This window comes from Bacillus sp. EB600, assembly GCF_024494385.1.
Classification (GTDB): domain Bacteria; phylum Bacillota; class Bacilli; order Bacillales; family Cytobacillaceae; genus JAEVLT01.
The window spans coordinates 1-1133 of the sequence record NZ_JAEVLT010000121.1 but is presented as its reverse complement, the minus strand read 5'-3'; the positions used below and the strand labels follow the sequence as shown (position 1 = coordinate 1133).

Genomic DNA, 1133 nt, shown 5'->3' with positions numbered 1-1133 from the left:
CTGCTTACACGCACATATCCAACAGTGCGCTTACCCTATCCTCCTGCGTCCCCCCATTGCTCAAACGATAAAGAGGTGGTACAGGAATATCAACCTGTTGTCCATCGCCTACGCCTTTCGGCCTCGGCTTAGGTCCCGACTAACCCTGAGCGGACGAGCCTTCCTCAGGAAACCTTAGGCATTCGGTGGATGAGATTCTCACTCATCTTTCGCTACTCATACCGGCATTCTCACTTCTAAGCGCTCCACCAGTCCTTACGGTCTAGCTTCAACGCCCTTAGAACGCTCTCCTACCGCGGACACCTAATGGTGTCCACCCACAGCTTCGGTGATACGTTTAGCCCCGGTACATTTTCGGCGCAGAGTCACTCGACCAGTGAGCTATTACGCACTCTTTAAATGGTGGCTGCTTCTGAGCCAACATCCTGGTTGTCTAAGCAACTCCACATCCTTTTCCACTTAACGTATACTTTGGGACCTTAGCTGGTGGTCTGGGCTGTTTCCCTTTTGACTACGGATCTTATCACTCGCAGTCTGACTCCCACGGATAAGTCATTGGCATTCGGAGTTTGTCTGAATTCGGTAACCCGATGAGGGCCCCTAGTCCAAACAGTGCTCTACCTCCAAGACTCTACAACGTGAGGCTAGCCCTAAAGCTATTTCGGAGAGAACCAGCTATCTCCAAGTTCGATTGGAATTTCTCCGCTACCCACACCTCATCCCCGCACTTTTCAACGTGCGTGGGTTCGGGCCTCCAGTAGGTGTTACCCTACCTTCACCCTGGACATGGGTAGATCACCTGGTTTCGGGTCTACGACCACATACTTATTCGCCCTATTCAGACTCGCTTTCGCTGCGGCTCCGTCTCTTCAACTTAACCTTGCATGTAATCGTAACTCGCCGGTTCATTCTACAAAAGGCACGCCATTACCCATGAATGGGCTTTGACTACTTGTAGGCACACGGTTTCAGGAACTGTTTCACTCCCCTTCCGGGGTGCTTTTCACCTTTCCCTCACGGTACTGGTTCACTATCGGTCACTAGGGAGTATTTAGCCTTGGGAGATGGTCCTCCCAGCTTCCGACCGGATTTCTCGTGTCCGGCCGTACTCAGGATCCACTCAGGAGGGAACG

Annotated in this window: 1 rRNA gene; it reads right to left on the bottom strand. The window is 52.2% G+C overall.

The window, feature by feature from the left end:
- Positions 1–1133, bottom strand: a 23S ribosomal RNA gene (locus tag JN080_RS28775); the annotation flags it as partial.